Raw genomic sequence first — 26,586 nt, 5'->3', positions numbered from 1 at the left:
CGTTTTACGCTGTCTAGATAAATACATTTGCAGTCCGGAGAGTGCCGTGAAAACCCTTGAAGCGCTTGAGTTCGATAACCGCTTTGCCCGTCTGGGCGATGATTTTTCGACGGCCATCCAACCCAAGCCTATTGAAAATCCAAAGTTGGTGGTCGTCTCGGAGGCCGCCATGGCACTGCTGGATCTGGATGTTACCGAGGCGCAACGACCGGAATTCACGGAAATCTTTTCCGGGCACAAGCTCTGGGATACAGCCGACTCACGCGCCATGGTTTATTCGGGGCATCAGTTCGGCTCCTATAATCCTCGCCTGGGTGATGGCCGCGGCCTTTTGCTTGGCGAGGTCATAAACGACAAGGGAGAGCACTGGGATCTTCACCTCAAGGGTGCCGGCATGACACCCTACTCAAGAATGGGAGACGGACGTGCAGTCTTACGCTCGTCCATTCGAGAGTTTCTGGCCTCAGAAGCACTTTATGCACTGGGTATCCCTTCAAGCCGCGCGCTGTGTGTGACCGGCTCCACTACAGAGGTCATACGCGAACGAGTCGAAACCGGCGCCATGCTGCTACGGCTTGCCCAAAGCCATATACGCTTCGGGCATTTCGAATACTTCTACTATACGCAGCGCAATGATTTGTTGGAAAAGCTTGGCCAGCATGTGCTTGAGGCGCACTACCCAAAATGCCTGGAGCAACCTGATCCTTATGCGGCTTTTTTCCGTGAAGTCGTCGAGCGCAACGCCGAGCTGATCGCCTACTGGCAGGCTTACGGCTTTTGCCACGGCGTGATGAACACAGACAACATGTCTATTCTCGGCATTACATTCGATTTCGGCCCTTATGCCTTCCTGGATGACTTTGACGCGCATTTTATCTGTAACCACTCTGACTACAGTGGCCGATACTCCTACAGCAATCAGGTCCCCATTGCGCACTGGAACCTGGCGGCACTGGCGCAGGCGTTGACGCCGAGGGTGCCTGTCGAAACGCTGAAAGGAATACTCGAATTATTTTTGCCGCTTTATGAGGCGCATTACCAGGCATTGATGCGACGTCGACTCGGCCTTATGACAGAGCAAGCGGCGGATAAGGAGCTGATCGAGCGGCTGCTCAGCCTGATGCAAGGCAGTGCCGTTGACTACTCACTCTTCTTCCGACGTCTGGGCGATGAGGTTCCGGAGCAGGCGATTGCGGCTCTTCGAAACGACTTTGTTGATTTGGCTGGATTTGATGAGTGGAGTCGCCAATACCTGAACCGCACCGAGCAGGAAGGCGGCGATCAACCGGCACGCCAGGAGCGCATGCACGCAGTCAATCCACTCTATGTACTGCGTAACTATCTGGCCCAACAGGCGATCGAGCAGGCTGAGGCGGGTAATTATGAAGAAGTTCGCCAGCTTCATAAGGTTCTGACCCGACCCTTTGAAGAGCGACCGGGCAACGACCGATTCGCTCAACGCCCACCGGATTGGGGCAAACACCTGGAAATCAGCTGCTCTTCATAATACCGGCGCCTTGCGTCAACAACTCAATGAACGCACGTGCAAGTGATGAGCGCTCGTCACGACGATGAATAAGCCACAATGCGGAGGTGGCGCCCTCGTCCACCAGGGTTCTGTAGACAACACCTTCGATATGCATTCGCCGGTAGGTTGCTGGTAAAACCGAAACACCCAATCCGGCCGCCACCAGTCCAATAATGATCGTAGTTTCTCGAGCTTCCTGAACGATTCGCGGGCTGAATCCAGCTTGTTGAGACAAGCTGATCAATTGGTCATATAGACCTGTACCGTAGGTACGAGGAAAGTAAACAAAGGGTTCCTCGGCCAACTGTTTGATAGCAATGCTTTCGTGGGTTTGTAGGGCCAAGGGATGGTCCGCCCGCATCACAGCGACGAGGGGCTCCCGAAACAGCTCTATCGAGACCAGCGCATCCGACATGGTAATAGGCCGGATCAGTCCTACCTGGAGCTTGCGATCCATCAGCGCCTCGGTCTGCTCTCGGCTGCTCATTTCCTGCAAAGCCAGATGTACCGCCGGAAAAAGCTGGCGAAAATTGAAAATAGAGCGTGGAACGGTAGCTATAAAGGGCGCGGAAACCGTAAAACCCACTTGCAACTCACCTAACTCTCCGCGTTGCGCTCGCCGTGCAATGTCGGTGGCCTTATCTACCTGCGCCAACACCTGCCGAGCCTCATCCAGAAAGAGCCGGCCAGCCTCAGTCAATGCAACACGACGATTCGTGCGCTCAAACAGGCGTGCCCCCAGCTCCTCTTCCAAAGCTTGTATCTGCTGACTCAGTGGTGGCTGTGAAATACCCAGGAGTTCAGCCGCTCGACCAAAATGCAACTCATCTGCGACGGCTACAAAGTACCGTAAATGTCTTAATTCCATAGCGCCTCGATTGATATTTAATACATATCAAATCGGTCGAATAATATATTGGAAAGAATAAACATCAGCTCTTATTCTTTCAGTAACCAATAATAAATTTCAGATTGTGCAGCGCTTTCGCTGCGCCGTCCTTTCGTTCGTCCAGATCTTGAGGTTTAACGTGAGTAAGTCTGCTTTACCTGCTCGTCACGAGCATGCCCAGCCTGAAGAAGAACCTGCGCCTATTCAGGCAGCACGTGAAGCTGCCAACCAAGCAGTAGAAGATGCCGATTTGTACATTGAGAAAGGCACTCGCCAGTTCATCCATACCGCCCTTGCACTTTTCTGTGGCGGCTTCGCCACGTTTGCCTTGCTGTACTGTGTACAGCCCATGATGCCCATTTTTTCCGAAGCCTTTGGTATAACGGCGGCCAAAAGCAGCCTCGTGCTCTCCGTATCAACTGGGCTCATGGCGGTCGGGCTACTGGTTACAGGTCCTATTTCAGATGCCATCGGCCGCAAGCCGGTCATGGTGGTCTCACTCTTCGCCGCCGCTTTCTTTACGCTGCTTAGCGCCATCATGCCCACCTGGGAAGGTGTTCTCGTCACGCGGGCATTGGTTGGTCTATCGCTATCCGGCCTGGCCGCCGTTGCCATGACCTATCTGTCTGAGGAAATCCATCCCCAGCACATCGGCCTGTCCATGGGACTGTATATCAGCGGCAACGCGTTAGGTGGAATGAGTGGGCGCGTCATTAGTGGTGTTCTGGTGGACTTTGTCTCTTGGCGGATTGCTCTAGCAATCCTGGGCGGTCTGGCGCTGATTGCCGCTATCGTATTCTGGCGGCGTTTGCCGGAGTCACGTCACTTCCGCCCAACTCCCCTGAAGCCTCGCAAACTGGTCAATGGCTTTACCCAACACTTTCGAGACGCTGGGCTACCTTGGCTCTTTCTCGAGGGCTTTCTGTTAATGGGCGCCTTTGTCACGTTGTTTAATTATATTGGCTATCGCCTGTTAGGTGAGCCTTATCATCTTAGTCAAGCCGTTGTGGGCGTCTTGTCGGTCGTCTACCTGTCGGGTATCTACAGCTCGGCCCAAGTAGGCTCATTAGCGGATAAACTTGGTCGCCGCCGCGTCTTTTGGGCTGTGATTCTTCTGATGCTGGGTGGCGTAGTGCTGACGCTATTCACCCCCTTGCCGTTGGTCCTAGTGGGCATGCTGCTGTTTACCTTTGGCTTTTTCGGGGCTCATTCGGTCGCCAGCAGCTGGATCGGTCGCCGTGCTCGGCAAGCAAAGGGACAAGCTTCGTCGCTTTACCTGTTCTGCTACTACGTGGGCTCAAGCATCGCAGGAACATTAGGCGGCGTGTTCTGGCACGAAGCGGGATGGAATGGTGTCGGACTGTTCATCGCCACACTCTTGGTCGGAGCACTGGCTGTTGCGTTACACCTGGCTCGCCTGCCAGCCCTCCCCTTGAATGTTAAAGCCGCTCGATGAGCGGCTTTGCCTTTTTAATGGATCGGGCGCATGGCCCGGTCTTTGTCGACCGCCTTATGCCTCGTGATAAGACGCCGAGAGCTCATGAACAGCTTCGATGAAGGCACCTGCATGCGCAGGATCTACCTCCGGCGTGATTCCGTGCCCCAGATTGAAAACATGCCCGGAGCCTTTACCGTAGCGAGCCAGAATTCGCGCCACCTCTGAACGGATCGCGTCAGGCTTGGCATACAGTACCGCCGGGTCCATATTGCCTTGCAGCGCCACCTTGTCACCCACACGGCTACGGGCATCGCCAATGTCGCATGTCCAATCCAGTCCCAATGCGTCTGCGCCAGAGGCCGCCATGCTCTCCAACCAAAGACCGCCATTCTTGGTAAACAGGATGACAGGAATCTTGCGGCCTTCACGCTCACGAATCAGGCCATCAACAATCCTGCGCATGTAGGCGAGAGAAAACTCCTGATAAGCCGCCGAAGACAGATTGCCTCCCCATGTATCAAAGATCTGTACCGCCTGGGCACCCGCCTGAATCTGACCATTCAGATAGGCGGTTACTGAGCGGGCCAGCTTATCGAGCAGGTTGTGCATGGCTTGCGGATTGTCATAAAGCATCGCCTTGCTACGACGAAAGTCCTTGGATGAGCCTCCTTCGACCATGTAAGTCGCCAACGTCCAAGGGCTTCCTGAGAATCCGATCAGAGGCACACGCCCATTGAGTTCCCGGCGAATGGTGCGGACCGCATTCATGACATAGCCCAGATCTGCTTCTGGATCTGGGATTGGCAAGGCGTCAATATCCGCCGCGGATTCGATACGCTTTTTGAAGCGGGGGCCCTCGCCTGTCTCGAAATAGAGGCCTAACCCCATGGCGTCCGGGATGGTCAGGATATCTGAAAACAGGATGGCGGCATCCAGCGGATAACGCTCGAGCGGCTGCAGTGTAACCTCGCAGGCCAGCTCAGGATTCATGCACAGACTCATGAAGTCACCGGCACGGCCACGCGTAGCGCGGTACTCCGGGAGATAACGACCGGCCTGCCGCATCATCCAGACGGGCGTCACATCGACGGGTTGCTTGAGCAAGGCACGGAGAAAACGGTCGTTCTTCAAAGCAGTCATGGAAAATATCCGTCAAGAAAGTACTGTCATTTTCTCAGACACAAAAATAAAAGGCACGGAGAGATCCGTGCCTTTTATCTATCGAGCCCTTAACCGCTTTGCCCTTGAACTGCAAAGCAGCTTATGGCTGGTGCTTCAAACGCCCAGGTAATCCAGGATACCTTCAGCTGCAGTACGACCTTCGAATACTGCAGTCACCACCAGATCCGAACCTCGCACCATATCGCCGCCCGCAAAAATCTTGGGGTTGCTGGTTTGATGCTTGAACTGACCGACAGAGGGAGCGACTACACGGCCCTGATTATCCATTGCAATCGTATGTTGCTCGAACCACTCTGCGGGGCTTGGGCGGAAACCGAAAGCGATGACTACCGCATCTGCCGGCAGGATCTCTTCGGATCCCGGAATCGGTTCAGGACTGCGACGGCCCCGGGCATCCGGCTCGCCCAGACGCGTCTCGACAACCTTGACGCCTTCTACCTTGTCTTCACCAATGATCGCAATCGGCTGGCGATTGAAGAGGAACTTAACACCCTCCTCCTTGGCATTCTTCACCTCACGACGCGAGCCCGGCATGTTCTCGGCATCGCGACGGTAGGCACAGGTTACGCTCTTGGCACCCTGGCGAATCGAGGTGCGGTTGCAATCCATCGCGGTATCACCGCCGCCCAGAACCACAACGCGCTTGCCTTTCATATCGACAAACTCGTCAGCAGACTTCTCGAAGCCCAGGTTACGGTTGACGTTAGCCACTAGAAAATCCAGGGCATCGTGCACACCTGGCAAATCTTCGCCAGGGAAACCGCCTTTCATGTAGGTATAAGTTCCCATCCCCATGAAGAGCGCATCGTACTCCTCGAGCAGCTGCTCCACTGTGATGTCCTTGCCTATCTCGGTATTGAGGCGGAACTCTATCCCCATACCGGTAAAGACCTCGCGGCGGCGCGCCATCACGCTTTTCTCAAGCTTGAACTCGGGAATGCCAAACGTTACCAGACCGCCAATTTCCGGATTCTTATCGAACACAACAGGCGTAACGCCGTTGCGGACGAGAATATCGGCGCAGCCAAGACCCGCAGGACCTGCACCAATGATGGCAACCCGCTTGCCGGTTGGCACCACCTTGGACATATCCGGCCGCCAACCCATGGCAAAAGCGGTATCAGCGATATATTTCTCTACCGAACCGATGGTAACGGCACCGAAACCATCGTTCAGGGTACACGCGCCCTCACACAAGCGGTCCTGCGGACACACACGACCACAAACTTCGGGCAGCGTATTGGTCTGATGGACCAGCTCGGCTGCAGCCAGGATATTGCCTTCCGAAACCAGCTTCAGCCAGTTTGGTATGTAGTTGTGAACCGGGCACTTCCACTCGCAGTAAGGGTTGCCGCACCCCAGGCAGCGGTGAGCCTGCTCAGATGCCTGCTGCGGCTTAAACGGATCGTAAATCTCAACGAATTCTTTCTTGCGCTGACGCAGGAGTTTCTTCTTCGGGTCCTTGCGGACGACCTCTATGAACTGGAAGTCGTTATTCAGACGTTCAGCCATTACCTAAACCTCATCACGGCAGCGTTCATGTCTCGCTGCTGCAGGAAAACTCACGGTCGCAACCAGCGCCTGACAAAATGTCAGGCGCTGGTTGCCTATAGCATTACTGCGGATTTGCCCGAGTAGTGGATAGCAGTGAGGCCAGGCTGGCAGCCTTGGGCTTCACCAACCAGAACTTGCGGAAATAATCATCCAGGTTTTCGAGCAGATAGTGTCCCCACTCACTGCCCGTTTCCTCGGCGTACTCGGTCAGCACGCGGCTCAGGTGACTGCGATAAGCCTCCATTGCCTCGTTGCTGATACGCTGAATTTCCACGAGTTCATGGTTAACACGGTCAACAAAGCTGTTATCCATGTCCAGCACGTAGGCGAAGCCGCCTGTCATACCGGAACCGAAGTTGTAACCCGTCTTGCCCAGAACACAGATGAAGCCACCGGTCATATACTCGCAGCAGTGATCACCGGTTCCCTCGACGACCGCATGGGCACCAGAGTTACGAACACCAAATCGCTCGCCCGCGGTACCCGCTGCAAACAGTTTGCCACCCGTGGCACCGTACAAGCAGGTGTTACCAATGATGGCCGACTCCTGACTCTTGAAGGCGCTACCCTTGGGCGGAGTGATGACCAGCTTGCCGCCTGTCATACCCTTGCCCACATAATCGTTGGCGTCACCCTCGAGATAGAGGTTCAGGCCACCGGCATTCCATACGCCAAAGCTCTGCCCTGCTGTCCCTGTAAAGCGGAACGTGATAGGCGCCGACGTCATACCCTGGTTACCATGCTGACGAGCAATCTCACCGGATACACGTGCGCCAATGGAGCGGTCACAGTTGCTTACTTTCAGACTGAACTCACCGCCCGTCTTACCTTCGATAGCTGACTGGGCCAGGCGGACCATTTCTTCAGCCAGGAGTCCCTGGTCGAATGGTGGGTTCTTGTCAACAAGGCAGTGCTGAGGCTTGTCTGCCGGAATATGGTCGCTACCCAGGAGTGGCGTCAAATCCAGGTTGTGCTGCTTGGCCGTTTCGCCAGGTAGGATCTCTAGCAGATCGGTACGGCCGATCAACTCACCCAAGCTTCTTACACCCAGACGCGCCAGCCACTCGCGTGTTTCTTCTGCCACAAAGGTGAAGAAGTTGGTCACCATCTCAACGGTACCGATGAAATGGTTCTTGCGCAGCTTATCGTTCTGGGTCGCCACGCCGGTAGCGCAGTTGTTCAGGTGACAGATACGCAGGTATTTACAACCCAATGCAATCATCGGCGCGGTACCAAAGCCAAAGCTTTCTGCACCTAGAATCGCCGCCTTGATCACGTCGAGGCCGGTTTTGAGACCGCCATCGGTCTGTACGCGAACCTTTCCACGCAGGTCGTTGCCACGCAATGTCTGATGCGCCTCAGCCAGTCCCAACTCCCAAGGACTGCCCGCGTACTTGATGGACGTTACTGGTGATGCACCTGTACCACCGTCATAGCCGGAGATGGTAATCAGATCGGCATAAGCCTTAGCGACACCGGCCGCTACCGTACCAACGCCAGGCTCCGATACCAGTTTAACGGACACCAGCGCCTTTGGATTGACCTGCTTGAGATCAAAGATCAGCTGGGCCAAGTCCTCAATCGAGTAGATATCGTGATGGGGCGGAGGGGAAATCAGGGTTACGCCCGGTACGGCATAGCGCAACTGAGCAATCAGGCCATTCACCTTGCCGCCCGGCAGCTGGCCGCCTTCGCCCGGCTTGGCGCCCTGAGCCACCTTGATTTGCAGGACTTCGGCATTGACCAGGTATTCTGGCGTTACACCGAAACGTCCCGTAGCTACTTGCTTAATCTTGGAGCTTTTCAGCGTGCCGTAACGCGCCGGGTCTTCACCGCCCTCACCCGAGTTAGAGCGGCCGCCCAAGCGGTTCATTGCCTCGGCCAGCGCCTCATGCGCCTCTGGAGACAGGGCACCGAGCGAGATACCGGCGGCATCGAAACGCTTGAAAATGCTTTCCAGCGGCTCGACTTCTTCAAGCGCCAGCGGCGTGTCGCTGACCTTAACCTTGAGCAGGTCACGGATCATAGCTACGGGACGCTGGTCAACCAGGGCGGAATACTCACGGAACCGTGCATAGTCGCCTTGCTGAACAGCTGCCTGGAGCAGATTGACGACATCCGGGTTATACGCGTGATATTCACCACCGTAGACATACTTCAGCAAGCCGCCCTGCTGGATCGGCTTACGGTTGCTCCAGGCTTCGTTTGCCAGCAGCTTCTGCTCGACTTCGATGTCGGCAAAGCGGGCGCCCTGTATGCGGCTGGTGACGCCTGGGAAGCATAGATCCGTCACCTCACTGGACAGACCAACCGCCTCAAACAACTGGGCGCCACGGTAGGAAGCCACAGTGGAAATGCCCATCTTGGACAGGATCTTCAGCAGCCCTTTGGTGATTCCCTTGCGGTAGTACTTGAAGACCTCATAAAGATCACCCAGGACTTCGCCTGTACGGATCAGGTCGCCCAATACCTCATAGGCCAGGAAGGGATAAACCGCTGTCGCGCCAAAACCAATCAGCACCGCAAAGTGATGAGGATCGCGGGCAGTTGCGGTTTCAACCAAGATGTTGCAGTCGGTGCGCAGTCCGGTATGCACCAGGCGGTGATGAACAGCACCTACTGCCAGGGACGCATGCACAGGCAGCTTGCCCGGCTCGATTGCACGGTCCGACAGTACAATCAGGACTTTTCCTGCACGAACCGCTTCCTCGGCCTGATCGGCAATATTTCGTACCGCCGCTTCCAGGCCCACGCTTTCATCATAGTTGAGATCAATGACGAAACGATCAAACCCGGGACGCTCCAGCGTCATCAGGGTACGCCACTTGGCGGGCGATATAACCGGCGAACTCAGGATTGCGCGGTTGGCATGTTCGGCCGTCTCCTCGAACACGTTGCGCTCGGCACCTAGACAAGTCTCGAGCGACATGACAATGGCTTCACGCAGCGGGTCGATAGGCGGGTTGGTCACCTGCGCAAACTGCTGACGGAAGTAGTCATAGTTCGAACGGATACGCTTGGACAGCACGGCCATCGGTGTATCGTCACCCATGGAACCGACGGCTTCCTGCCCCTGCTCGGCCAATGGACGCAGCACTTGATCGCGTTCTTCGAACGTGACCTGGAACATTTTCATGTACTGACGCAGACGATCCGAATCGTAGAAAGGCGATCCATGATCCTTATCGTCCAATGTAGCCTGAATACGCAGGGCATTCTTGCGCAGCCACTGCTTGTAAGGATGGCGTGATTTCAGACGGTTATCGATATCATCTGCCTCAAGCACCTGTCCGGTTTCGGTATCGACCGCAAGGATCTGACCCGGACCGACACGTCCCTTGGCAATCACATCACTGGGCTCGTAATCCCAGACACCCACTTCCGAGGCCAGGGTGATATAGCCATTCTTGGTTGTTACCCAGCGGGCAGGGCGCAAGCCGTTGCGATCAAGCAGGCAGACGGCATAGCGCCCGTCTGTCAATACAACTCCAGCCGGACCATCCCATGGCTCCATGTGCATGGAGTTGAATTCATAGAATGCGCGAAGCCCTGAGTCCATCGTTTCGACGTTCTGCCAGGCTGGCGGAATGATCATGCGCACGGCACGGAACAGGTCCATTCCGCCGGTCACCAGCAATTCGAGCATGTTATCCATGCTTGAGGAGTCGGACCCTACGGTATTGACCAAATCACCCAGGCTATCCAGATCAGGAAGCAGCTCATTGACGAACTTGGTACGCCGCGCTCGGGCCCAGTTACGGTTGCCCGTGATGGTATTGATCTCGCCATTGTGCGCCAGGTAGCGGAACGGCTGCGCCAACGGCCACTTGGGCAGCGTGTTGGTCGAGAAACGCTGATGGAACACGCAAATGGCAGTTTGCAGACGTTCATCGCCGAGGTCAGGGAAAAACGCAGCCAGATCTGCTGGCATCATCAAGCCTTTATAGATGATGACCTTACTGGACAAACTGCAGACATAATGCTCCGCATCGTTCTTGTTCAATACCGAAGAACGGCGGCGGGATGTGAATAACTTTACGGCGAACTGCTGATCATCGAGACCTTCGCCGCTAATGAATACCTGCTCGATCTTAGGTAGGCGCTCAAGCGCCAAAGGTCCTAATACAGAGGTATCCACGGGAACCTTGCGCCACCCGACCACGGTAAGGCCAGCAGCAGCAAATTCGGAATTCATGTGGTTTCTGGCCACATCGGCCTTTTGGTCGTCCTGATTGAGGAAAACCATGCCAACGGCGTATTGGGCGGGTAGCTCAACGCCGAATGTTTCTAAAGCGACAGCGCGAAGGAACGCGTCGGGCTTTTGTATCAACAGACCGCAACCGTCGCCGGTTTTGCCGTCTGCATTGATACCGCCGCGATGCGTCATGCAGGTCAGGGCCTCGATGGCCGTTTGCAGCAAATGGTGACTCGCCTGGCCCTGCATATGGGCAATCAGGCCGAAGCCGCAGTTATCCTTGAACGTTTCAGGATTGTACAGGCCTGCTTTCATGGGAACTCTCACCGGCAATCTATTTCTAGTCAATCCACTTGTCACTGCCAGGCGCTTGGGCACGCTACTTTTACGGCAGGCAAAGGGATGACATTGTATACCGGATATCAGAGCAAGACAAAGTTTTTGTCGCGATCCTGAATCTTAGAGTCCTAAAAATGAAATACGCCCATGTCGCAAAATGATATATGCAACATGGGCGCTGTCTAAAGAATTATCGCGTTGAAGCGATATCCTGCTGGATGCTGGCAAACGTGCGAGGCCATGGCTTGGCCGACTGAACCTTGGCAGGCAATTGTTTCACAGCTGCCTCAGCTGCCGCACGGTTAGCGAAACTACCATAGGTCACAACATAAAGCGCCTTACCTTGGTACTGCTTTTTGAAATAACGATAATTGGCGCTATCGCTTTGCTGCTGAATAAAGGCTTGAGCACTGCTTTCAGAGCTGGTTCCTAACACCTGAAGCGCATAGTGCGTTCCACCCTGAGTGCTGTACCAGCCACCGCCATTGCCCTGAGCTGTCTTGGGTGTTTCCTGAGCTGCAGGCTTTGCCGGCGCAGGCTTGGGCTCAACCTTGACTTCAGGCTTGACCGGCGCAGAAGCAACCTGTCTGGGTGTTGTATGTACAGGCTCGGCTGGAGCAGGCGTTGCGGCCGGCGCCAGGGGACGCGTTGGAGCCGTTACACTGACAGGCGCCTGGGCAGAAGGCATCTCAGGTGGCGTTGAGGAAAAATCGTCTTCGCCAGACTGAATAGAACCGCTCACGCCATTGCCTTCAGACTCCTCCTGCCCTGCTGCCTGAGCCAGCGGCTCACGGATGACGGGCTGGGCCTCACCGACCAAAGGCAACGGCAAAGGCTGGGAAGAACCATCGAACTTAATTGCCGTTCCCGACTTGCCATCCCCTTGGGATTGTTCGGTCCCGTCAGTCGAGGCCATCTTGGGCGATGAATCATTACCCTTCATGAGCAACGCCGCCAAGACACCGACAGCGATGACTGCCACAATGATCAGGTGCTTGCGAGGCAGGTTAGCCAATAGCTGTTGACCACCCTTGAATTTGCTACCACCACCGCCACGCTGACTCAGCATGCCGCTGATCAACACGTCTCGCGCAGCTTCGTTGATCTCCCCCGGCCATCCACCGGAGGTCTGGTGAATGGTCTCGATCTGCTCTGGCGTAAAAATATCAATACTTTGGCCAGCACCTTCCAGGCGCTGCGCCAGATACCCTTGAGTTTCCTCTTCGGTATAAGGCAAAAGCTCGATGGCGTGGTAGCGCTCCTCGCCTTGCGCAAGGCTTTCCAGCTTACCTGTCAGCTCGGCGTCCCCAAACAGGAATACATGAGGGCGATTCTTCTCATCACCTTCTGCCAATGCCAACAGGGCTTCCAGTGCGTCATCATCCAACTCATGGGCATCGTCGACCAGAAAATAGACTTCCTGGCCAGTCAATGTCACTTGACCAACCTGAGATAGCACCGCTTCGATGCTCGCTTGAGGCGTGCCCAATCCCTGACTTAACTTGCGCAATAGTGTGTTCTTGTCCTGCACCTCACGTGCCGACACGACAACATTATGGACCGCATCCTTTTTGGTACTGGCAACAAGCGCCTGTCTCAGCAAGGTTTTCCCGCTTCCGGCAGGCCCTGTTACCGCAAGCAGAAGATGGCTATAGCGAGCAAGATGATGTAACTGCCCGAGAACCGTTTTGCGCTGGGCAGGATAAAACTTGAATCCTGGCACGCGTGGCGCAAAAGGATCGTGAGTAAATTCGTAATGGCCGAGGAAGGCCTCGTCGGCATGCAGACTGGACATAAGACTTCTTTCAATCTCCGAGCTGTTCCGCCAAAGCCTGATAATCGGCACTTAGCGTCTGCTTGAGGGTGTCATAAGGGAAATCACTGGTTACCACGGCCTCGCCCAACCGCTTGAGCAGCACAAGGCGCAACTGGCCATCCAGAACCTTTTTATCAACCGCCATGTATTTCATGAAATCGTCAGGCGACATGCTAGCAGGAGGAACGACAGGAAGCCCCGCACGCTTGAATAACCGTAGGGCTCGAATCTGATCATCACGGCTCAGCCAACCCAGACGACAAGACATTTCCAGCGCCATCGCCGTACCGGCAGCAACCGCCTCACCATGCAGCCATGAGCCATACCCCTGGTGCGCCTCGATCGCATGCCCAAACGTATGCCCCAAGTTCAGCGTGGCTCGAATGCCGGACTCCCGCTCATCCGCGCCAACCACATCAGCCTTCGCTGCACAGGAGCGCTCTATAGCCTCGCTCAGCTTGGATTGATCCAGCAAGCGTAATTGATCGATGCTTTCTTCCAGCCATACCAGGAAAGGCTCATCGCAGATCAATCCATACTTGATGACTTCAGCAAGCCCAGCTGATAGCTCACGTTCAGGTAACGTAACAAGGCTTGAGGTATCGATCACTACAGCCTTGGGTTGATAGAACGCGCCTACCATGTTCTTGCCAAGCGGATGATTGATTCCGGTTTTACCCCCCACGGAGGAATCCACCTGTGACAACAGAGTGGTTGGAACCTGAATGAAATCAACGCCCCGTTGATAACATGCGGCTGCAAACCCTGCCATGTCACCGATCACACCCCCGCCCAGGGCAATGATAGTGGTGGCACGGTCATGTTTGTCTTCAAGCAAGGCATCAAAGATTTTTTGTAGAACTTCCCATGTTTTATAACGCTCTCCATCAGGCAGCACGACAGCGGTTACTTCTTTACCCTGCAGTGTGGCTTTGAGCTTTTCCAAATAAAGAGGCGCTACCGTCTCGTTGGTAACGACGGCGACCTTTCGGCCTTTTATGTAGGGCAGAATGTACTGCTGCTGGGACAGCACGTCCTGACCTATGAAGATGGGATAACTACGCTCGCCCAAATTGACGTTTAGTGTTCGCATAAATCCCCCCAATGAAAGGCCGCTAGGATAACGCAGAACGCCAGCGCCTTTAACGAGGGATGAGTGCTTTTAAACGCTCAAGTATTTGCTGAACGACCAGTCGAGGGGGCCGCTCGTCCGTTTCTATGATGGTGGCCGCTATCTCACGGTAGAGCGGATCGCGAACAGCCATCAGATTACGCAAGACCTGTGCAGGATCGGGCGTCTGCAAAAGGGGGCGGTTCCGATCACGGGCCGTTCTTTCGATCTGCTGCTCGACGGAGGCATGTAAATAGATCACATGCCCGCTTGCTTTCAGGATGCGCCTGTTATCTTCATGCAGTACCGAGCCGCCTCCGGTAGCAAGCACCAGCCCTGATGATTTACAAAGGTCCTCCAGAACCAGGCGCTCCCGCTCACGAAAGCCCTGCTCCCCCTCAACATCAAAAATCCAGGGAATATTAGCTCCGGTCCGCTGCTCGATTTCTCTGTCAGCGTCTTTGAACGGGAGATGGAGCTCTTTAGCGAGCAGGCGTCCGATGGTGCTTTTACCAGCACCCATCGGACCCACGAGAAACACATTCAGCACTTCAATCAACGACCAACGGCAATAGCTTGGTTGTTCATGATACGCGGAGTGAGGAAGACAAGCAGCTCTACTTTTTCATCCGTAACCGAGTCGCGTCTAAATAGGCGACCGACATAGGGAACATCGCCCAATAAAGGTACTTTACTCGTCGACTTGCTTTGAGTATTCGAGAAAACGCCCCCGATTACGATAGTTTCACCATCAGCCACTAGTACTTTGGCATTCACCTCGTTTTTTGAAATAGGCGGAGCGCCATTATCCAGGCGATTCTGATAGTCAGGTGCATCCTTATTCACCTTAACTTCCATGATAATTCGATTATCAGGCGTGATCTGAGGCGTTACCTCTAACGAAAGCGCCGCTTCCTTAAAGGAGGTACTTGTTGCACCGCTCGAACTGGCCTCCTGATAAGGAATCTCGGTACCACGCAAGATTTTTGCTGTTTCTTTATCAGACGTTACTACCTTTGGTTGAGAGACTATCTCACCATTACCAGTAGCCTCCATGGCAGACAACTGAAGATCCAAAGTAGTACTGCCCGTCAAGAACCCGATCCCAATACCGGACGTTGCACTACCTACACCCAAATCTACAAAAGGTGAAGACGTCCCAGTAGTAGAGCCAGCGCCTCCACTGATAGTAAAGTTGCCATTGCCAGACCGAGAACCTGACCAGTTAACACCTAGCTGTTTGTTGTAGTTGACGTTTGCCTCAACGATCCTCGCCTCGATCATCACCTGGCGAACCGGAATATCGAGCTGAGAGACAATTCGTCTTAGCTCATCCAGGCGATCTTGGGTCTGGTAAGCAATGATGCTATTGGTTCGATCATCGACAGTGATAGAGCCACGCTCGCTTTGTCCGGCATCAGCCTTAGTAACCGACTGGAACAGCTTGGCCATATCGGCAGCCTTGGCGTAATTAACCTGGATCAGCTCTCTGCGTAGCGGCGCCAGCTCCTGAATCTGCTTTTGTGACTCCAATTCCTGGCGCTCACGCGCCGCAATCTCATCCGCTGGCGCAATCAACAGCACGTTGCCTATTTGTCGCTTGTCGAGTCCCTTGGTTTTCAGAACAAGATCAAGCGCCTGATCCCACGGCACGTTCTGCAGGCGCAGCGTGATATTGCCCTGTACGGTGTCGCTGGCCACCAGGTTCAAACCGGTGAAGTCAGCAATTAACTGAAGGACCGAGCGAACATCGATATCTTGGAAATTCAGAGACAATTTTTCACCGGTATAGGTGAAACGCTCAGCGGCACGCTGTTCCTTTTCCTTGGCAGTGAGTGGCTTGACGCTAATGGTCAGCTTGTTATCTGTCTGGTAGGCCAGATAGTCATATACGCCTGTAGGCTCAATTGTAATGACCGTGTCACCAGCCTGACTTGAGGCGTTTACAAACTGTACTGGCGTAGCAAAGTCTTTGACATCAAGCCGAACACGTAGAGCATCAGGGAGCTGCGTCTTGCCGAAGTTAAGACGAATCTTTCCACCCTGCTCCTGTATGTCAGGGCTGATACCTGTTTCTGAAAGGTCAATGATAACGTTACCTTCTCCGTCATCACCTCGCTTGAAGTCGATATTCCTGATGGCTTTCCCAGCCAATCTCGGCACGCTGGAAAAGACACGGCCGGCAGGGTTGGTTGCAGGCGCAGGGGCTTGCGCAGCACCGGAGCGCGGCAAGGATGGTGCCGGGACAGAAGCACTAGTCGTGCGAGCAGCCTGGTCGCCGCCAATGACAACGAACAGGTCGTTACCCTGAACGCGGGTCGAGTAAGGCGCCAATGCAGTCAGATTCACGATAAGACGCGTGCGGTCACCCGCCTCGACTACGGTAACGCTTCTGGCATTCCCCGATCCCAACTCCTTGTTGCGAACGCCTAGCTTGTTATTAACGCCAGGCAGATCCAAAGCGATGCGCGCAGGTTGCTCAATGGTATAGCCCTTGGGGGCTGTTACTGGCTGATCGAACGATAGTTTGAGTTCGACTCTGTCGCCCGGCAAAGAGGCCACGTTCAAGGCCTTGAGATCTGCCGCCAGCAGCAAAGAGGGACAGATTCCGCTCAAGAGTATGGCCAGCGTGAGGGCACTCTTCCCTGAGACCCTTTGTAGAATAGTTTTGTGCAACATCATGCCCCGTCCTTAAGAACTCTCTATTAGCGAAAGAGTACGGGGTCTTTCGAGCCAGCCGCCCTCTCCATCAGGAACGATCTCAATCACATCAATCTGACTTTCGGTAATAGAAACGATACGCCCATCGTTTCTACCCAGATAATCACCCACCTTGACGCGGTGAACTCCTCCAGCCCCCTTGATCAAGGCAAAACGACCTGATGCATTGGAAAGCGTGCCCACCATCTGGAAGGTTTCAATATTGAATCCTTCCAGAAATTGTTTCGGCCTGGTTTCATCAGGCTTGATGTTCTTTGATCCTCTTTGCTTCGCCGTTAAATCAATTTTTATAGGTGGCTGGAATGGGCTGCGCATATCAGCCGCGCCATAAGCAAATGGCTCATAAGGCTGAAACTGGGGCAATGGCTCTATACTCCCCTTCGGCCTTGCCCGAACTTCATCCATATAACTTTGAAGATCAGACACATCATCCCCACCACCGCACCCTGACAGCGCAGCAAGCAAAAGCCCACACATCAGAATTCGGGCTCTCATTGGTGCAATCCCTTGTCGTTATAGCGATACGTCTTGGCCAGAATGTTCATTCGCAGCTGCGCTCCGCTGTCAGGCGATACACGGCTGATATCGAAATCATGCAACGTCACGATACGTGGCAGGCTTGAGGCACTGCTGACAAACGTCGCCAGATCGTGATAGCTCCCCACCACCGTAATCTGGATGGGCAACTCAACGTAGAACTGCTGTACGTTTTCAGGAAGCAAACGAATCTGCTCGAACTCAAGACCGCTTTTCAACCCGGTACGCGTAATATCCTCGAGCAGTGCAGGCACCTCTGTATCGCTAGGCAACTGACGCAGCATGGCACCAAATGACTCCTCCATTTCAGTCATCTGAACCTTGTAGGCATCCAGGTTAGCGGCTTGAAATGCCTTGCTCCCAAACTGCTGCTTGAGGGTTTCTTCCTGAGCCTGCTTGCTTTCCAGCTCTGTCTGCATGTCCTTCAGATAGAAGTTATAGCCTAGCGCCAGCACCACAGCGACAATCAGAATGCAGGTAATCACCTTGGCTGCTGGGGGCCATGCACCCAGGTTATCCATATCAAGATCGTTCAGATCGATCTTGCGAAGGCTTGCCAGAGTATCGGCCAAACTCATGACTTACCTCCTTGTGCGGGCACCGCAGGCGTTGGCACAGCCGGCTTTGTCTGTTTTACCGTCATTTGGAAGGCATTGTTCTGATCAACTGCACCTGACGTCAGCGCCTTGACCTCTGTCAGATTAGGCGAAGCCAACCATTCGGAATTTTCGAAGTTACGCATAAGGTTGGAAACGCGGTTGTTGGACTCCGCTTCACCAACAATGGAAATGGTATCGCCCTGCATTTTAAGACCAGTAAAATACACGCCATCCGGCAACGTACGCACCAACTGATCAAACACATGGCCAATGACAGGCCTGTTGCCCTGCAAGTCCTGAATGATCTTCATTCGCTCAAGGAGCTGCTGTCTGCGTGTTTTCAGCTCACTGATTTCCTTGATGCGAGAATCCAGAACGGCAATTTCGCCTTGTATATAGGCATTACGGGCGTCCTGGTTCTCAATTGCAGAGGTAAAGTACTTATCACCTAGAAAGATGATTGCGGCCGACAGGACAAACATCCCGCCAATAACCACCAGAAAGCGCTTCTTGCGCTCTTCCCTTAGCTGTTCACGCCAAGGTAACAGGTTGATATGGGCCATCAGTCGAAGCTCCTCATAGCCAGACCGCAGGCAATCATGAGCGCCGGAGCGTCACTGGCCAGAGCACTTGCATTGACTTTGCTATTTAGCGTCATATCAGCAAACGGATTAGCAACTAGAGTCGGAGTGCCAATTTTCTGTTGGATCAGCCGATCCAGGCCGGAAATTGACGCGGTTCCTCCCGCAAGCAAGATATAGTCCACATCATTGTATTGTCCGGCTGCAAAGAAGAATTGCAGTGAGCGGGCAACCTGCTGGACAACCGCATCCCGGAAGGGGGTCAATACTTCGACCTGATAATCATCAGGCAGTCCACCCTGCTTTTTGGCAAGACCGGCTTCCTCGATGGACAGTCCGTAACGACGCTGGATTTCCTCGGTCAGCTGCCGTCCGCCAAAGAGCTGCTCGCGCGTATAAATGGTACGGCCATTATGCAGAACGCTAAGGGTAGTCATCGTGGCGCCAATATCAACAATCGCAACCGTCAATTCATCGACATTACCGCCTAGCTGCCCGGCCATTAGCGTATAAGCACGCTCAAGAGCATAAGCTTCTACATCAATAACCTTGGCGGAAAGGCCGGCCAACGCTAACGCGGCCTCACGGACTTCAACGTTCTCCTTGCGACATGCCGCAAGGAGCACTTCAACACGGCCTGGATTACGCGCCGACTGCCCTTGAACCTCGAAGTCAATCGCCACTTCCTCAAGGGGATAAGGAATATACTGATCCGCCTCAAGCTTGATCTGGTTTTCAAGCTCGTCATCCGAAAGACCCGCATCCATTTCGATGGTCTTTGCAATAACAGCCGAACCCGCTACCGCCACTGCTGCATTTCGAGCATTCGTTCGAGCCTTGGCCAGAACCCGGCCCAGCGCTTGCCCTACGCCTTCAAGCTCGGCAATGTTCTTTTCCACCACGGCGTTCGGCGGCAACGGCTCAACGGCATAGGCTTCGACCCTATACCGTCCACCAGCACGACTCAGCTCAAGCAACTTGACAGACGTTGAGCTGATATCGATTCCCAGTAGCGTATTCGTCTTCTTTTTGAATAGCCCTAGCACAACAGTTTCCCTATCTGTATTCGCCACGCATTGGGCGATTCGTATTCATCGGCATTAGCTGGCAGACTTGACATACGCGCAAATAGCGATCTGTCCCAAAAACTGCCTATAATGCACCTACTTCTTGGCTCGCAAAATTGTTGCCAGATTCACTTCTTTATAGCTGAAAAAGCCATATCCAATGCGTTTGTTAAAATTTATCTGGTGGTCTTGCCTTGGCATCGTCTGCAGCGTCTTTCTTGGGCTTAGCGGCGCCTTCCTCTACCTTAGCCCGAGCCTACCCTCGGTAGATGCCCTGCGGAACGTGCAGTTGCAGATCCCTCTTCGCATTTACAGCGCAGATGGAAAGCTGATTGCCGAATTTGGAGAAATGCGGCGCTCGCCTTTACGTTTCTCCGAAATCCCTCCAGATTTCATCCATGCGCTGCTTTCGGCTGAGGACGACAATTTTGCCAACCACTACGGTGTAGACGTTAAAAGTCTGATGCGTGCCGTAGCACAATTGGTCAAAACAGGTCACATTCAGACCGGCGGCAGCACCATCACCATGCAGGTGGCCAAGAATTATTTCCTGACCAGCGAACGCAGTTTTTCACGTAAATTCACCGAGATACTGTTGGCCTTGCAAATTGAGCGCCAGCTTACAAAGGATGAAATTCTGCAGCTCTATGTCAACAAGATCTATCTGGGCAACCGCGCCTATGGAATCGAGGCCGCTGCACAGGTGTACTACGGCAAATCAATCAATGAGCTGACGCTAGCCCAAAAAGCGATGATTGCCGGCCTGCCAAAAGCACCGTCACGCTATAACCCGATCGTAAACCCCGAGCGCAGCAAGGAGAGACGAAACTGGATTCTCGAGCGGATGCTAAAGCTGGGTTATATCGATCAGCGCGCCTACGAAACGGCCGTGTCTGAACCTATCGACGCCTACCATCACGTCGCCGTACCGGAGCTCGCAGCGCCCTATGTCGCTGAGATGGCTCGAGCGGAAATGGTCGGACGGTATGGTAGCGATGCCTATACAGAGGGCTATAAGGTTACGACGACTATCGATAGCCACCTGCAGAACGTTGCCAATGCCGCCGTGCGCAACGGCTTGATCGACTATGACCAGCGCCACGGCTATCGTGGAGCTGAAGCGCATTATCCGAACAAGTCGCGCAGTGAATGGTTAAGCCTGCTGCAATCCCATCGTACTGTTGGGGGATTGGAGCCAGCCATCGTCACCCAGACCGAAAAAAGCGGCATATTGGTCCTGACAGCAAACGACAAGGAAGAAGCTATCGCTTGGGAAAACATGAAATGGGCTCGCCCTTATATCAGCGCCAATAGCATGGGGCCCAAGCCGAATACGCCCAGCGATGTCGTTAAAGTAGGTGATCTGATCCGTATTTTGCGTCAAGAAGATGGCAGCTTACGGTTTGTTCAAGTTCCCAAGGCCCAAAGCGCGCTGGTATCGCTTGATCCACAAGACGGTGCCATTCAGGCCTTGGTTGGCGGATTCTCGTTCGAGCAGAGTAATTACAATCGCGCCATTCAGGCCCGCCGCCAGCCGGGCTCGAGCTTCAAACCGTTCATTTACAGTGCTGCACTGGAGAAAGGCTATACCGCCGCCTCCCTCGTTAATGATGCACCTATCGTGTTCATGGATAGCAGCATGGACGAAGCTTGGCGTCCTAAAAACGATACAAACACTTTTCTGGGTCCTATCCGCCTGCGGGAGGCACTGTATCGCTCGCGCAACTTGGTCTCCATTCGCCTTCTGCAGGCCATTGGTATCGATTATGCGATTAGCTATGTGACCCGCTTCGGCTTTGAAAAGGATCTTCTGCCACGCAACCTTTCACTGGCGTTGGGTACACCCGGCCTTACGCCAATGGAAATTGCCAATGGCTGGACAGCTTTTGCAAACGGCGGCTACAAGGTCAACTCTTACATTATCTCGAAGGTTGAGAGTCGCGACGGACAACTGCTTTATCAGGCTAATCCGCCACGTGTTCCGCAGAAAGCGAATACTGCGGCAGCTGCCCCGGAGAATGTTCAGGTAACACCTGCCAGCGTAACCAACGCCGACGGCACGATGAGTCAGACACCTGCCATTGCACCGCAAATCATTGATCCGCGTAACGCCTATATCATGACCAGCATGCTGCAGGATGTGATCAAGCGCGGCACGGGTCGTCGAGCGCTTGAGCTGAAGCGTGGGGATTTAGCAGGTAAAACCGGAACGACAAACGACTCAAAAGACACCTGGTTCTCCGGCTATAACGCTGATTATGTTACTACGGTATGGGTAGGTTTTGATCAGCCTGACACGCTGGGTCGTCATGAGTTTGGCGGTAATGTGGCACTTCCCATCTGGATGCAGTACATGGGCAGTGCTTTGGAAGGCAAACCCGACCACCTGCCAGCGGAACCACCGGGAATTGCCACCCTGCGCATTGACCCTGTCAGTGGCCGAGCAGCTCCGCCTGGCACCCCAGACGCGTACTTCGAGCTGTTCAAGAATGAAGACACACCGCCGCCTATGGATGAGCTAGGCCCAGGCAGCTCGCCTGGCACGCCACTTCCGTCCGATGAGTCTGCCCCAATGGACCTGTTCTAAAGGACAATAAAAAACCCCGCCTAAGCGGGGTTTTTTATTGTCTTGATTAGTGACTAAAAACGTCACTAACCGACTTGAGCGGATAGTGTGCCGGGTATGCACGGGTCGCTACGCCCGACTCAATAGCCGCTTTGGCGACTGCATCGGAGACCACTGTGATCAGACGAGGATCCATGGGCTTTGGAATGATATATCCACGACCAAAGCTCAACTCATCAACACCATAGGCCTCACATACTTCCTTCGGCACTGGAAGCTTGGCAAGATTCCGTAGCGCATGAGCCGCTGCAATCTTCATTTCCTCATTGATAACCGTAGCCCGCACATCCAATGCGCCTCGGAAAATGAAGGGAAAACCCAACACGTTGTTCACCTGGTTCGGATAGTCGGAACGGCCAGTGGCCATAATGACATCTGAACGGGTTTCATGAGCCAATTCCGGCTTGATCTCCGGATCCGGGTTAGAGCAGGCGAATACGATGGGATTCGGCGCCATGCGCTGCAAATCCTCAGCGCTCAGCAGGTTCGCACCAGACAGACCAACGAACACATCAGCGCCATCCAGCGCGTCAGACAAGGTACGCTTGTCAGTCTCGGTCGCAAAGATAGCCTTGTACTGGTTGAGATCGGTACGACCAGAATGGATCACACCCTGACGATCCAGCATGAAAATATTTTCGACCTTGGCGCCCATGCTAATTAGCAGCTTCATGCAGGAAATGGCTGCTGCACCTGCCCCCAGGCAAACGATCTTGGCATCTTCTAGATTCTTGCCAGCAATCTCCAACGCATTCAGCATGCCGGCCGCAGTCACGATAGCCGTACCGTGCTGATCATCATGAAAAACCGGAATATTGCACTGCTCGATCAGAGCCTTTTCGATCTCGAAGCACTCAGGCGCTTTGATGTCTTCCAGGTTGATACCACCGAAGGTAATGGAAATGCGTTTTACGGTATCAATGAACGCCTGCAGACTTTCGGCATCGACTTCGATATCGAACACGTCGATACCGGCAAAGCGCTTGAACAGGACACCCTTGCCTTCCATAACCGGCTTTGACGCCAATGGTCCCAGATTACCCAGACCAAGGATGGCTGTACCGTCAGAGATCACAGCAACCAGGTTACCTTTACCGGTGTACTGGTAGGCGAGCTCGGCATCACGAGCGATTTCGCGGACAGGCTCTGCTACACCCGGGCTGTAAGCCAGAGATAGATCACGAGCGGTAGCGGTAGGCTTGGTCAGTTCAACGCTCAACTTACCTGGACGGGGTTGAGCATGGTATTCGAGAGCGGCTGTTTTCAAGTCAGACATTATAAGTATCCGCTATGGCGTGTTGGGTCAAAAGTGGATGGAGGATACGCAAGAAGATTACGCCCCACAAGCAATGGCCCCAATAGTCAATAGCTGTTGTATACGACTTTAGGCCAATCCTGTGTAGCCTTCATCCACATGTAACGAGACGAACCGCCTTGAGGCTAAAACGTGCCTTGCAAGACAGGCTCAGGTAGATCGGAACATCGATAACAGGCGTGAACGGTTTGTTCTGCCAGCAGCGCATTGCAAGGGTAACAGCCAGCATTTCAAACCTGACTGCGACAATGCCCCATCGCGTATATGTTCTCATTGTGTGAGGTTGCAGAGCGGCTACGGGATAGGTGAGCCAAGCCCCTGAACTGATTATGCGTCATCAATGCGGATTTGACACCTGCCTCAATGTCACAGCCGACCTTGACGATACGATTCGTCTTTTGCAAGGCAATAAAAAAGGCGTCCATATGGACGCCTTTTAGTCGATCGCTCAGGTACGACATGAGCGATCAAACGTATTACTTCTGAGCAGTACCGAAAACACCGAAGCGCTGCTTGAAGCGATCGATACGACCACCTGCATCCAGCACCTTCTGCTTACCTGTATAGAACGGGTGGCATTCAGAGCACACGTCCAGGTTGATGTTCTTAGCCAGTGTGGAGCGCGTCTTGATGACATTGCCACAGCTGCAGCTTGCTTCGATATTAGTATACGTAGGATGAATATCGGCTTTCATTACGAAATCCTCGAGTTCGTGCCGTGCCGCCACCCGGCGTCATTGCCGAATACCGCACGGATAATAGGCCGCGCATCATAACAGAGGCTTACGACGATGCAAGCCGTTACGTCTACCAATGGTCTGCTAATATCTGCCTCTTTTTGCCTCCGAGTCCAGACGTGTCTGAAGTCCTGCTGCGCCTTGCGCTGCCCTCTCCTTTACGCCGGCTATTCGACTACCGAGCGCCAGCCGGCGTCGACGCCTCGGAACTGACCCCAGGTGTTCGGCTACGCGTACCCTTTGGGCGCAGGGAGATCGTGGGTATTCTGGTGCAGATCGTGTCCGAGACCGATGTTCCGCGAGATAAACTAAAGCCCGCCATTGCGCTGCTGGATACCACCCCCCCAATGCCGGCCAGCCTGATCGAGCTTTGCAAGTGGACAGCCCAGTATTACCAGCACAGCCTGGGCGATACCTTTACGTGTGCTCTGCCAGGACTCTTGCGACAGGGCGACCCTGCCGAGCGGCGGGTCCAGCGGTTCTGGATAGCCAGGCCCGAAGCTGATGTATCGGACCCACGCCTGGTACGAGCGCCACGCCAACGCGAAGCCTTGAAAGTCGTCAAACAGCACCCACATGGTGTTGCCCATGAATTGCTCAGCCAGCTCGGCCTTGCCAAGGATGCACTCGATACCTTGCAGGCAAAGGGACTGGTGGACGTCGAGTCCCGCCAAATCATGCCAGCCAAGCATCACGGCGCCTGGCTGGCACAAGCAGAACTCCCGTTCAACCACGAGCAGCGTATTGCCTACGAAGCGGTCAAAGCGAGGCTTGGCAGCTTTCACTGCTTCTTATTGGATGGCGTGACGGGAAGCGGCAAAACCGAGGTTTATCTTCAGCTCATACGCCGGACACTCGAAACAGGACGGCAGGCCTTGGTCCTGATCCCGGAAATCAACCTGGGACCACAAACACTGTCCCGCTTCGAGAAACGCTTTAATGCCCGTATCGTGCTGATCCACTCAGCGCTGACCGACCGGGAGCGCACGGACGCCTGGTTGGCTGCACGCGACGGCGATGTCGATATCGTCATAGGTACACGCTCCGCCCTTTTCACTCCGCTGAAAAACCCAGGCCTTATCATTGTCGATGAAGAGCACGATGCGTCTTATAAACAGCAGGAAGGCTTGCGCTACCATGCCCGCGACCTGGCTGTCGTCAGGGCTCGACTTGAAAGAGTCCCGCTGCTTCTAGGCTCCGCTACTCCTTCCCTGGAAAGTCTTCATAACGCTGAAATCGGTCGCTATGGCCTGCTTCGCCTTACTCAGCGTGCCGGCAGTGCTACTGCCCCGAAGTTTCAGCGCCTGGATGTCAGGAGCCGCCCTCTTGATTCAGGTCTCTCACAGCCATTGGCGCAAGCGATTGGCGACACGCTGAGCAAGGGCCAACAGGTCTTGGTCTTTTTAAATCGCCGTGGCTTTGCGCCTACGCTGCTGTGTCATGACTGCGGCTGGATCGCCCAGTGTCCACGCTGCGATGCCCGTATGACCATTCACCAGCGATCAGGCGAGCTGCGTTGTCACCATTGCGATCATCGTCAACGCCCGTCACAACACTGTCCTGCCTGCGGCAAGTTGGATCTACGCCCATTGGGTGCGGGTACGGAGCGTGCGGAAGAGCGGCTTCGGATTCTCTTCCCGCAATTTCCAGTGTTGCGTATCGATCGGGATAGCACCATGCGCAAGGATGCCATGGCCAATATCTTCTCCATCATTCAGCGCGGCGAGCCCTGCATCCTGGTAGGAACACAAATGCTGGCCAAGGGACATCATTTCCCCCGCGTCACGCTGGTAGCCATCCTGGATGCCGATGGGGGCCTCTTTTCAGCAGACTTTCGTGCCAGCGAGCGCATGGCCCAACAAGTGGTTCAGGTAGCCGGTCGCTCAGGCCGTGCCGAAGTACAGGGTCAAGTGTTGATTCAGACTCATCTGGCGGATCATCCCTTGCTGGTACAGCTAACCGAGCAAGGGTACGTCGCCTTCGCCCAGCAAGCCCTGGCAGAGCGTCGTGCAGCTGGCCTTCCCCCGTTTACTCACCTAGCGCTGTTACGTGCCGAAGCTTACAAGCCTGGACAGGCAGAAGAATTCCTGGAGCTGGCCTATGCTGAAGCCGATCAGCTGGCAGCAGAGCTGGACTTACCTCATATTGAGCTTCTCGGTCCTGTCCCCGCGCCCATGGAACGTCGGGCGGGCCGCTTTCGTGCACAGCTTTTATTACAAGCATCACTCCGAGCCCCGCTTCACCGGTTACTGACCAGCTGGGCCTTACGTCTGGAAAGTCTGCCAGCGGGAAGGCAGGTGCGTTGGTCACTGGACGTTGATCCCATAGATCTTTATTAAGACTTTTTTCAC

18 protein-coding genes are annotated in these 26,586 nt (G+C 54.3%); 4 read left to right on the top strand and 14 right to left on the bottom strand.

What is annotated here, in order from left to right; translation table 11 throughout:
* Nucleotides 1–46: 46 nt before the first annotated feature.
* A complete protein-coding gene (selO, locus tag AC4LF3_RS03475; RefSeq protein ID WP_491834778.1) occupies nt 47–1,507 on the top strand; it encodes a protein adenylyltransferase SelO in 1,461 nt (486 codons plus the stop codon).
* Here selO and AC4LF3_RS03470 read toward each other — a convergent pair.
* On the bottom strand, nt 1,491–2,396 hold the full coding sequence (locus tag AC4LF3_RS03470; RefSeq protein WP_491834777.1) for a LysR family transcriptional regulator: 906 nt from the start codon (nt 2,394–2,396) through the stop codon (nt 1,491–1,493). The genes selO and AC4LF3_RS03470 overlap by 17 nt on opposite strands.
* A 160-nt stretch (nt 2,397–2,556) precedes the next feature.
* On the opposite strand from AC4LF3_RS03470, the gene AC4LF3_RS03465 reads away from it, so the two are divergent.
* Nucleotides 2,557–3,873: an MFS transporter gene (locus tag AC4LF3_RS03465; RefSeq protein ID WP_491834776.1), complete on the top strand. Its 1,317-nt coding sequence runs from the start codon at nt 2,557–2,559 to the stop codon at nt 3,871–3,873.
* A 54-nt stretch (nt 3,874–3,927) separates the two neighbouring features.
* Here the strand turns inward: AC4LF3_RS03465 and hemE are convergent, their stop codons facing one another.
* The 11 genes from hemE to AC4LF3_RS03410 form a co-directional block, all read right to left on the bottom strand.
* On the bottom strand, nt 3,928–4,995 hold the full coding sequence (gene hemE / locus AC4LF3_RS03460) for a uroporphyrinogen decarboxylase (protein WP_491834775.1): 1,068 nt from the start codon (nt 4,993–4,995) through the stop codon (nt 3,928–3,930).
* Nucleotides 4,996–5,130: 135 nt separating this feature from the next.
* Nucleotides 5,131–6,549, bottom strand: coding sequence for an FAD-dependent oxidoreductase (locus AC4LF3_RS03455; RefSeq protein ID WP_010797039.1), 1,419 nt, complete (start codon nt 6,547–6,549; stop codon nt 5,131–5,133).
* Nucleotides 6,550–6,652: 103 nt separating this feature from the next.
* The gene (gene gltB, locus AC4LF3_RS03450) at nt 6,653–11,101 is read right to left on the bottom strand and encodes a glutamate synthase large subunit (RefSeq protein ID WP_491834774.1); all 4,449 of its coding nucleotides are present in this window, start codon (nt 11,099–11,101) and stop codon (nt 6,653–6,655) included.
* Between the two features lie 214 nt (nt 11,102–11,315).
* Nucleotides 11,316–12,920, bottom strand: coding sequence for an SPOR domain-containing protein (locus AC4LF3_RS03445; RefSeq protein ID WP_010797037.1), 1,605 nt, complete (start codon nt 12,918–12,920; stop codon nt 11,316–11,318).
* Between the two features lie 10 nt (nt 12,921–12,930).
* Complete coding sequence (gene aroB, locus AC4LF3_RS03440) at nt 12,931–14,034, bottom strand: 3-dehydroquinate synthase (protein WP_019363991.1); 1,104 nt, start codon at nt 14,032–14,034, stop codon at nt 12,931–12,933.
* A gap of 49 nt (nt 14,035–14,083) precedes the next feature.
* Nucleotides 14,084–14,602 carry a shikimate kinase AroK gene (gene aroK, locus AC4LF3_RS03435; RefSeq protein ID WP_037030744.1) on the bottom strand — a complete coding sequence of 173 codons (519 nt, stop codon included), beginning with the start codon at nt 14,600–14,602 and terminating at the stop codon, nt 14,084–14,086.
* 5 nt (nt 14,603–14,607) lie between these two features.
* A complete protein-coding gene (locus AC4LF3_RS03430) occupies nt 14,608–16,734 on the bottom strand; it encodes a type IV pilus secretin PilQ (protein ID WP_010797034.1) in 2,127 nt (708 codons plus the stop codon).
* 9 nt (nt 16,735–16,743) lie between these two features.
* Nucleotides 16,744–17,268, bottom strand: a complete 525-nt coding sequence (gene pilP, locus AC4LF3_RS03425) for a type 4a pilus biogenesis lipoprotein PilP (RefSeq protein ID WP_010797033.1) — start codon at nt 17,266–17,268, stop codon at nt 16,744–16,746.
* Nucleotides 17,265–17,888 carry a type 4a pilus biogenesis protein PilO gene (gene pilO / locus AC4LF3_RS03420; protein ID WP_010797032.1) on the bottom strand — a complete coding sequence of 208 codons (624 nt, stop codon included), beginning with the start codon at nt 17,886–17,888 and terminating at the stop codon, nt 17,265–17,267. The genes pilP and pilO overlap by 4 nt, the downstream gene beginning before the upstream one ends.
* Nucleotides 17,885–18,472: a PilN domain-containing protein gene (locus AC4LF3_RS03415; protein ID WP_010797031.1), complete on the bottom strand. Its 588-nt coding sequence runs from the start codon at nt 18,470–18,472 to the stop codon at nt 17,885–17,887. Before AC4LF3_RS03415 ends, pilO begins: the two co-directional genes overlap by 4 nt.
* Nucleotides 18,472–19,536: a pilus assembly protein PilM gene (locus AC4LF3_RS03410; protein ID WP_019363985.1), complete on the bottom strand. Its 1,065-nt coding sequence runs from the start codon at nt 19,534–19,536 to the stop codon at nt 18,472–18,474. Before AC4LF3_RS03410 ends, AC4LF3_RS03415 begins: the two co-directional genes overlap by 1 nt.
* A gap of 181 nt (nt 19,537–19,717) precedes the next feature.
* On the opposite strand from AC4LF3_RS03410, the gene AC4LF3_RS03405 reads away from it, so the two are divergent.
* Entirely contained in the window at nt 19,718–22,144 is a 2,427-nt protein-coding gene (locus AC4LF3_RS03405; protein ID WP_491834773.1) for a penicillin-binding protein 1A, read from the top strand.
* Nucleotides 22,145–22,190: 46 nt separating this feature from the next.
* On the opposite strand, the gene AC4LF3_RS03400 is transcribed toward AC4LF3_RS03405, so the two are convergent.
* Nucleotides 22,191–23,459 (bottom strand): malic enzyme-like NAD(P)-binding protein, encoded by a 1,269-nt coding sequence (locus tag AC4LF3_RS03400; protein ID WP_491834772.1) that lies wholly within the window; start codon nt 23,457–23,459, stop codon nt 22,191–22,193.
* Nucleotides 23,460–23,974: 515 nt separating this feature from the next.
* Nucleotides 23,975–24,193, bottom strand: coding sequence for a 50S ribosomal protein L31 (gene rpmE, locus AC4LF3_RS03395; protein WP_010797026.1), 219 nt, complete (start codon nt 24,191–24,193; stop codon nt 23,975–23,977).
* A 161-nt stretch (nt 24,194–24,354) separates the two neighbouring features.
* On the opposite strand from rpmE, the gene AC4LF3_RS03390 reads away from it, so the two are divergent.
* Nucleotides 24,355–26,574, top strand: coding sequence for a primosomal protein N' (locus tag AC4LF3_RS03390; RefSeq protein WP_491834771.1), 2,220 nt, complete (start codon nt 24,355–24,357; stop codon nt 26,572–26,574).
* Nucleotides 26,575–26,586: the final 12 nt, after the last annotated feature.

It is taken from the genome of Pseudomonas sp. C2.3V (assembly GCF_058536325.1).
Note: the sequence above shows the minus strand (reverse complement) of the source record. Positions and strands in the feature narration are given on the sequence as shown.

Bases quoted from the DNA above. Each gene is read 5' to 3' on its own strand.
- AC4LF3_RS03470 (WP_491834777.1), bottom strand. From the start codon at position 2,396: ATGGAATTAAGACATTTACGGTACTTTGTAGCCGTCGCAGATGAGTTG.
- AC4LF3_RS03445 (WP_010797037.1), bottom strand. From the start codon at position 12,920: ATGTCCAGTCTGCATGCCGACGAGGCCTTCCTCGGCCATTACGAATTT.
- gltB (WP_491834774.1), bottom strand. From the start codon at position 11,101: ATGAAAGCAGGCCTGTACAATCCTGAAACGTTCAAGGATAACTGCGGC.
- pilO (WP_010797032.1), bottom strand. From the start codon at position 17,888: ATGAGTTTGGCCGATACTCTGGCAAGCCTTCGCAAGATCGATCTGAAC.
- rpmE (WP_010797026.1), bottom strand. From the start codon at position 24,193: ATGAAAGCCGATATTCATCCTACGTATACTAATATCGAAGCAAGCTGC.
- aroB (WP_019363991.1), bottom strand. From the start codon at position 14,034: ATGCGAACACTAAACGTCAATTTGGGCGAGCGTAGTTATCCCATCTTC.
- AC4LF3_RS03455 (WP_010797039.1), bottom strand. From the start codon at position 6,549: ATGGCTGAACGTCTGAATAACGACTTCCAGTTCATAGAGGTCGTCCGC.
- AC4LF3_RS03415 (WP_010797031.1), bottom strand. From the start codon at position 18,472: ATGGCCCATATCAACCTGTTACCTTGGCGTGAACAGCTAAGGGAAGAG.
- AC4LF3_RS03400 (WP_491834772.1), bottom strand. From the start codon at position 23,459: ATGTCTGACTTGAAAACAGCCGCTCTCGAATACCATGCTCAACCCCGT.
- AC4LF3_RS03430 (WP_010797034.1), bottom strand. From the start codon at position 16,734: ATGATGTTGCACAAAACTATTCTACAAAGGGTCTCAGGGAAGAGTGCC.
- AC4LF3_RS03405 (WP_491834773.1), top strand. From the start codon at position 19,718: ATGCGTTTGTTAAAATTTATCTGGTGGTCTTGCCTTGGCATCGTCTGC.
- hemE (WP_491834775.1), bottom strand. From the start codon at position 4,995: ATGACTGCTTTGAAGAACGACCGTTTTCTCCGTGCCTTGCTCAAGCAA.
- pilP (WP_010797033.1), bottom strand. From the start codon at position 17,268: ATGAGAGCCCGAATTCTGATGTGTGGGCTTTTGCTTGCTGCGCTGTCA.